At 52.9% G+C, this 7,168-nt stretch carries 7 protein-coding genes; all 7 read right to left on the reverse strand.

Annotation, left to right across the window (positions count from 1 at the left end; genetic code table 11):
* Positions 1 to 53: 53 nt before the first annotated feature.
* Positions 54 to 1,067 (reverse strand): Gfo/Idh/MocA family protein, encoded by a 1,014-nt coding sequence (locus KO503_RS13740; RefSeq protein ID WP_215992127.1) that lies wholly within the window; start codon positions 1,065 to 1,067, stop codon positions 54 to 56.
* Positions 1,067 to 2,104, reverse strand: a complete 1,038-nt coding sequence (locus KO503_RS13745) for a Gfo/Idh/MocA family protein (RefSeq protein ID WP_215992128.1) — start codon at positions 2,102 to 2,104, stop codon at positions 1,067 to 1,069. The genes KO503_RS13740 and KO503_RS13745 overlap by 1 nt, the downstream gene beginning before the upstream one ends.
* Positions 2,105 to 2,114: 10 nt before the next feature.
* The gene (locus tag KO503_RS13750; RefSeq protein ID WP_215992129.1) at positions 2,115 to 3,968 is read right to left on the reverse strand and encodes a TRAP transporter large permease; all 1,854 of its coding nucleotides are present in this window, start codon (positions 3,966 to 3,968) and stop codon (positions 2,115 to 2,117) included.
* Between the two features lie 60 nt (positions 3,969 to 4,028).
* On the reverse strand, positions 4,029 to 5,054 hold the full coding sequence (locus KO503_RS13755) for a TRAP transporter substrate-binding protein (RefSeq protein ID WP_215992130.1): 1,026 nt from the start codon (positions 5,052 to 5,054) through the stop codon (positions 4,029 to 4,031).
* Between the two features lie 192 nt (positions 5,055 to 5,246).
* A complete protein-coding gene (locus KO503_RS13760) occupies positions 5,247 to 5,951 on the reverse strand; it encodes a GntR family transcriptional regulator (protein WP_215992131.1) in 705 nt (234 codons plus the stop codon).
* A 613-nt stretch (positions 5,952 to 6,564) separates the two neighbouring features.
* Positions 6,565 to 6,768 (reverse strand): hypothetical protein, encoded by a 204-nt coding sequence (locus KO503_RS13765; protein ID WP_215992132.1) that lies wholly within the window; start codon positions 6,766 to 6,768, stop codon positions 6,565 to 6,567.
* A 47-nt stretch (positions 6,769 to 6,815) separates the two neighbouring features.
* Positions 6,816 to 7,070, reverse strand: a complete 255-nt coding sequence (locus KO503_RS13770; protein ID WP_354667591.1) for an integrase core domain-containing protein — start codon at positions 7,068 to 7,070, stop codon at positions 6,816 to 6,818.
* Positions 7,071 to 7,168 lie beyond the last annotated feature (98 nt).

Consider the following 7,168-nt stretch of genomic DNA (forward strand, 5'->3'; position numbering starts at 1 on the left):
AAAGCGGCCCTCAAAAAACTGCACAGATGGCAGGTTTGGTCGTTTTTCTAGGGTTAAAGCTTAGTGTCTTGTGCCATTGTCTGCGCTGTGACTGCCAATTCGCAAACACGAAATGTTCGTTCCTGAGGGCAGGCGGTTTGGGTGCGATGGATCACATCATTCAGCAGATTTTGGAAATACGGCAAATCAGCGTTGGTACAATCAAAGTGTTTGCATGTGTCTTTGTTGACCAAAAACAGATGATTATCTCCTGATCGACCATCAACATCTACATATTTTCGCAATTCAATACTGCCTTCGGTGCCCGTTATAAACAAGCGTCCGTCCCCCCAATTGGGCAAGGCATCAGCGGTATACCAATCGACACGAATAAACGCCTGTGCTGTGCCCGCGCGCAAAGACAGGGTGCCGAAGTCCTCAAACTTTGGGTGGTCGGGGTTGGCATGGTTTCCAACCGTGGCCATAGTAATTTCCGCATCTTCGTGACCTGTGAAATGCAAAAATTGCTCGATCTGATGCGAGGCAATATCGGTTAAAATACCACCGTAAGTCGCGGCATCGAAAAACCAGTCAGGGCGACTTTGGGCGTTGAGACGGTGGGGCCCAAGGCCCGTTGTGTGGATGACTTCGCCAATGGCACCGCTACGCACCAATTCTGTGGCGACGGTGACAGCGGGCACTTCGAAGCGTTCCGAGAAATTGACCGACCAGATACGTCCCGTGTCACGCACAGTCATGCGCAAACGCTGAACTTCGTCCAGTGAAATACATCCCGGTTTGTCGACCATCACGTCCTTGCCCGCACGCATGGCTTTGATGGCTAAATCTGCACGTTGGTCTGGGCGGCAGGCGATCAGAACCAGCGAAATGCTTGGATCATCCAAAATCTCGTCCAGATCGTCAAAACGAGGGGCATCGGGAAACCGTTTCATAAACCCCGCTATGGGCTGCGGGTCACCATGGGTCCACCAACCCGCCATTTGCGCACCGACGTCGATCATACCTTGGGACATGCCGTAAATATGGCGGTGGTCCATGCCAAGAGCGGCAAAGCGAATAGTTTCCATCAGACGTTTTCAACCTCTACAGTTGTATGGGTGGCGCTTGAGCGTGTGATCGCTTCGATCAAAGCATGTACACGCAAAGCCTCGCGACCCGTGATGCTGGGCTGGTGCTTGCCGTGGATCGCGCGGGCGAAATCTTCGATGACGTCGCGGTGCCAATCACAAGGGAAGGCCATCGGGTCAGCACCGCCACCCGTTCCTGAAATGTCTCCTGCCGTCTCTGTTCGACCGTCGTGCCACGTGACCGTGAGTTGGCCTCCGTTGAGAACAGCCGTGGCTTTGGTGCCATCCAGAACCAGCCGTTCTTGTTCGCCCGGATAAGTGGCCGTCGTGGCCACAATCGAACCGACCGCACCGTTGGCAAATCTGACGCCCGCAGTGGCAAAATCTTCGGATTCCATCTCATGCATGCGGGTGGTGGCTGTTAGGGCTTGAACTGATGTGGCGGGGCCCGTCAGGCTGAGCATCAAATCCATAACGTGAATAGCCTGTGAAATTAAAACGCCACCACCATCACGGGCATAGGTGCCGCGCCCTGCGATGTCATAATAGGACTGATCGCGCCACCATGGTATTTCAGCACGTACAAGCGCGAGATCGCCAAGCGCGCCTTGGGCCATCAGCTCACGCAGCCGCAGAGAAGCTTTGCGCAATCTGTGTTGAAAAACGATCCCCAAGGCGATGTCTTGCGCTTCGCATTCGGTGACAATGTCTTTTGCCGCCTGCAGGCTGCGCTCAATAGGCTTTTCCATGAGTATATGCTTGCCAGCCGTGGCCATCTTTGTGACGATTTGCGCGCGTTGATTGGGCGGGGTCGCAATGAGGACGCCATCGGTGTGCGGATCGGCGGCAATGGCATCAATACTATCGAACACAGGGAAACCAAAGGTCTCGCTTATCGCGTCGGCTTTGGCGCGGGTCCGATTGAAAACGCCAGACACATTCACTTTGCCGCGCAGTTCCGCCAGTGCATCCAGATGCGGTTTGGTGGCCATGCCAAGGCCAATAACGGCAAGGTTGGCGATTGGTTTATTTGTCATGTTGAGTTCCTTATGGGCCAAACAGCTGGATGGGCAAAAGTGTGATTTGTGGGATCATAGTCACCATCAGCAAGACGATAACTTGCGCTGCGATAAAGGGTAAAATGGCGCGGAAGACCGCTGTGGATGGCGCGCCCCCGACACGAGCGGTTGTGAAAACCAGCACGCCGAGCGGTGGGGTCAAAGCGCCAATCACAAGGTTCATAACGATGATAATACCGAATTGCAGCGGGTCAACACCTGCGGCAACCACGACAGGGACAAGGATCGGAACAAGGATCACCATCGCGGCAATCATTTCTATAAATAGACCCACGAAGATCAGCAGAAGGTTGATCAGCAAAAGCAAAAAGATTTTGTTTCCGGTGAGCGCTGCAAGCCACTCTGCAATTTTCTGCGGGGTTTGTTCGAATGTTAAAATCCATGCAAACGGCGAGGCGGCCGCGATGATAACGGCGACTGCCACGGTGTCTTCTACGGCTTCACGGAAGGCTCCGGCTAGGTTTTGAGCCGTCAGGCCGCGATAAATAAACGCGCCACAAAATAAAGCAAAAACAAACGCCATGGCACCCGCTTCTGTCGCGGTGAATATGCCAAAACGCACACCGCCGACGATCATCACAGGAAGACATAAGGCGGGCGTTGCCAGCCAGAATGACCGCCATCTTTCAGAGCTATTAGAGCGCTCTTTGGTTCCGCCATACCCTTTGCGTACAGAGATGACCCAAGCCACAAATGACAAGGCGAGGGCGACCATAATACCCGGTACGATTGTCCCGACAAACAGCGCCCCAACGGACACAGAGGCCAAAGCCGCGTAGATAATCAAGCCCAATCCGGGGGGGATCATATTGGCCAAGGTCGATGAGGCTGCGGTCAAGGCGCAGCTAAACGCACGGCCATACCCGTGTTTTTCCATTTCAGGGACAAGCAGCTTTGCCGTGGCTGAGGCATCAGCGGTTGATGACCCTGAGACGCCTGCAAGCATGACATTGGTGACGATATTGGCCTGCGCCAAGCCGCCACGAAAATGACCAACCAAATGATAGGCCAAGTCAACGATGCGCACGGTGATCCCCCCCACATTCATCACGGCTGCGGCCAGAATAAAGAAGGGAATGGCCAATAAAGTGAAAGAATTCAAAGCTCCGGACATATTTTGGGTGACAGTCACAAACATCAGTGGTGGCAAAGGCGTTAACCCCGCAAATGAGCCAATCACCAAGGCGTAAACAATTGGAACTTCGGCGAAGATCAAAAGCATTGTGACGATCATCAAAATTGTGGTGCTGCTGGATTCTCCGAACAACATGCCGCCACCTTCGCGTAGGGCGTAATATCCAACAAGCCCCACAGTCAACGAGGCAATCCCGCTCCACCAGCGATAGCCTTGAATGGGGGCGGTGAGGAACAGCAAGGTCAGGGCACTGCCAAAAGGAACAGCCATAAATAGATAACGCAAAGGCACACGCAGAGCGGGCATGACTTGCATGGCGCGGTTCATAAAGTCGATGCCGTGGACCACCAAAACGATGCAGCCGATTGCCATCGCAACCCTGAGAAACACGCGGTGCGCGGCTTGTGATTTTGTCGACAGTTTGGGCACGAAAAGCGAAATCGCGATATGACGATCACGAAATGTCAAAACGGCCATGCCAAGGAAAACGGCCCAGACAAAGAAAAATTGTGCAGCTTCTTCTGGCCATGGCAGGGAAGCATTTAAAATATAGCGGCAGAACACCTGTAAAACGACAACTCCAGTTGCGCCCAACATTAGCACAACGGCGATGGTTTCAAGTGTTTTGGCGAGCATACGATACGGCAGCACAGGTTGATCGGCGTGCGTCTGGGATACGTGGTCCAAAATTTCCTCCTCAGTGTGGTCTGCCCCACATCGGGTGCAGTGGGGCAGTCACGATATGATTTAGCCGAGCGCGCGAATCTTCGCGATCATTGCTGCTGTCTCGGGGCTGGTCGCGCCGAATTCTTCGAAGAGGCCTGCGGATTTTTCTTCCCACTTGGCTTTTTCTGCGGCAGGGAATGGATTGACGATGCAGCCTGCGGCTTTGAGGTCTTCCAAGGCTTGATCTGCGCCTGCGCGGTTGATGGTGCGCTGCTCTGCAAAGGCTTCTTTTGCCGAGGTGCGGCAAAGCTCTTGCAAATCTGCTGGCAGACTATCAAGCCACGCGGCATTCATGCGGATCGCTTTGGGCAAGAACCAATGGTATGTCGGAAGAACGTATTTTGCTTGCTCATGCCATTTGAATCCAAGAACCGAGAAGTAATCTGAATCCAAGCCATCGATAACACCTGTCGACAATGCCGAATACTGCTCGGAATAGGGCAGCGGTGTCGGGTTGGCGCCAAGCGTTTTCCAAAAATCCACCCAGATGCGGACTTCTGGAACGCGCAGTTTTACGCCTTGCAGGCTTGCCAAATCTGTCACGGGCACTTTCGTCAACAGGTGGCGAAAGCCAACCTCGCCATATGCGATAAATTCAACGCCTGTTTTCTCGCGTGCGATCTGACTGATCTCTTGGCCGATATCGCCTTGCAGTACTGCGTCGACGTGGGCTTCGTTTTTGTAGATAAAGCCCGGTGCGCCTGCGGTTGCGGCGATTTCTGGTGCGATGGCTTCTTCACTGTCAGGGCCCGCTGCTGTGACTTGAATTGTGCCGATTCTGCTCATTTCCAACAGTTGTGCCAAGCCTCCAAGTTGGCTTGCGGGAAAGTGCTGTGCGTCGATGCGACCTTCGCTGCGTTCATTGAGCATCGTTGTCCATTTATCGAATGCATTGGTGAATGGCGATCCTATGGCTTCTGAGTGGGCAATTTTACAAACGAATTTATCTTGTGCCCATGCTGTTCGCATGAGTGCCGGCGTCGCAAGTGCAGCCGCTCCCAACTGCAAGACGCTGCGCCGTCCGTATACGGTTTTTTTAATGGTCATGTCTCTCTCCCTTGGTTTTTACTGGGCGTGGAACTCCAGGCTCAGAATTGACGTTCAACGGATGTCGAACGCAGTCGTTATTGGATCATAAGCGATACGCCTTTTTCGTAAGGTCACGTGCAGCCATCTTGCCAATACGCACAGTGTTACACTGGGCGCGTGGGGATGTGTCCGAGTGTGAAATCCCAGCGTTCACTGCGACTCCTCGGTGATGAAAAAATTTGGATTGGCGGCGGCAACCGTCGGGATGTCATCCAGCACGCGACGTAGGTGCTTTCGCATCTTTTGTTCAGCTTCATCGGCATTTCGCGCTCTGATCGCGTTAACGATTTGTGTGTGTTGCTCGACAAGTATTTTGCGTGGGAACTGGCTGGCTGTCAGGTGGCGGACGCGGTCCATTTGCGTGCGCAGCCCTTCCAAAAAGCCCCAGCCAGCGCTTTGTCCTGCGATGGTTGCAATCAAGAAATGGAACGCCTCGTCCAGTGCCATAAAGGCTTGTGGGGTGCTATCTATAGCGTCCCGTTGTTTTGCTAAGTTGGCCTCTAAATCGGCCAGTAGGGCATCTGTTGCGCAGTTTGCTGCGGCTCGCGCGATATCTGCTTCAACAGCTTCACGCACAAATTGTGCGGCCAGAACAGAGTGCATATCGATGCGACTTACAAAGCTGCCGCGTTGGGGGCGAATGTCGATCAAGCCAGCCTCTGATAGCTTTATGAAAGCTTCCCGAACGGGTTGGCGGCTGGTGTTGTAAAATGTTGCGACATCCACTTCGGATAAGCGTGTGCCTGGCTCAAGCTCACTGCGCACAATTCGATCCCGCAAACAGGCAAAAAGCTGCGGGCTTGTCGCGCGGTTTGGATCAATCTCAATGGGTTTGGCAGTCAGGCGTTTGTTCATTTTATCTCCCCTGAGAACCGTGCAAAAAAATTACCATACTAGTCAAGTAGTAAATTTATAACGATGTACACTCCTAGCATAAGTGCGTTCTGGCCTAGGGGCGGGAGGCGTGGGGTGAATATACACTGAGCGAGATTTAAAAGCTGTTTCGCGCAACTTTTCGATGCCTGTTCCGAAAGTGCTGAACAAGCGAGCTATTTAGCATCAAGGCCGTCATTTGGTCTGAGTGTTTCGAATCTGGCGATTGGGCCAAGGCACCTCAACGCCACGTGATTTTGGCGCCGTAAATATCGTGATCGGTCTGTGCCACATGAGCCAGCCCACTCAATCCTGAATATCAAAATCAGCCGGAGAGATCGCGACCAACGATCCAATTCCAAGTATCCCTTCAGGGCAACCGGAAGGGCAATGTCGTCAAACAAATATTGTTTGGGTCAATGGCGACAGCGACATGGGGGGCTCCAGCCAATTTGCAAAACAAACTCGGCTACTCTTAGAGCATGCCCAAAAGCCGTTGCTGAGCGGCTTGGAAATGTGCCGAAATGGCGGCTTCGGCCCCAGATAAGTCACGTTTTTCCAAGTTTTCAAGGATAACGATGTGTTCCTCAAGCGTCTATAAGGCCAAAGGCGGGGTCATAAGTCGATCAAGGCGTATAAGGCGCACATAATTTTTCAGTCGCGCAGCGGTGGTGGTCACGAGTGGATTGTGAAGACTGGCAACCATATTGCCGTGAAGCTCTTCTTCTAGGTCTTCAACTCTGTCCAGAATGGCGTCGTCAAACTGGCCAGACTTAATGTCGAAATAAAGTGGTCCCACTTATTCGGACAGTTTTGCGGTTCAGCTAAGATGTAATCGGGTTGATTTCATGCCGCCTTTTGGTTTCGTTCTGCGTCAAAGAATGCGTTGTCTGGGGTTCGCTTGTCGAGAGCGGTGTGAGGCCGCTCGATATTGTAGAAGTTGATCCAGTCTTTGATCACGCGTTTGGCTTGGAAGCCGTCCTGCAATTCATGCAAGTATACGGCCTCCTGCTTCAAAGACCGCCACAGCCGTTCGATGAAGATGTTGCCCAGATATCGCCCCCGCCCATCTATTACCGGCAGTGCATTGGCAAAGCCAATGTCACGAGAGGCATTGAGATTTTGACATCAGCCTCAGTCAAGGTCGTGATCCAGGCAGCACCAGTAAACTGCGATCCTTGGACGCCCTTCTAAGTGTC

Source organism: Pacificibacter marinus, from assembly GCF_018860505.1.
Taxonomy (GTDB): domain Bacteria; phylum Pseudomonadota; class Alphaproteobacteria; order Rhodobacterales; family Rhodobacteraceae; genus Celeribacter; species Celeribacter marinus_B.